A 414-nucleotide genomic window follows, 5' to 3' on the forward strand; every position below is an offset into this window, starting at 1 on the left:
GAACCACCACGAACCACCACTGCCCGAGCCACCGGTCGCGCCGTCACCGCCGAGGCCCGTCGCGTCGGCCGTCGGCGCGGTCTGGACCGGGAGGTCCCGTACGGCGCTGCGCCACTGCTCGGCCAGCTCCGTCTCGCCCCGGGCGGCCAGCTGCTCCGCGACCCCCGCCGCGGCGGCCGCCGCGCGCAGCACCAGCCCCCGCCCCGCCTCCAGCGACTCCACCGCCTCGCCGACCCGCCCGTCCGCGGCGGCCCACTGGGCGGCGAGCAGGCCCCTGCTCGCCCCCGCCCTGGCCACCTCGAGGCCGTGTTCGGCGCCGAGTTGCAACAGCACGTCCTCGGCCAGCACCCGCAGCGACTCCTGCGCGGCGCCCACCGCCGCGCCCCGGTCGTCGTGCTCCCGGTCGTCGCGCAG

Annotated in this window: 1 pseudogene; it reads right to left on the reverse strand. The window is 79.7% G+C overall.

The features are described from left to right. Positions 1 to 414, reverse strand: a pseudogene (locus BBH68_RS12415) (CHAT domain-containing protein); the annotation flags it as partial.

The organism is Streptomyces sparsogenes, assembly GCF_001704635.1.
In the GTDB taxonomy this organism is placed as follows: domain Bacteria; phylum Actinomycetota; class Actinomycetes; order Streptomycetales; family Streptomycetaceae; genus Streptomyces; species Streptomyces sparsogenes.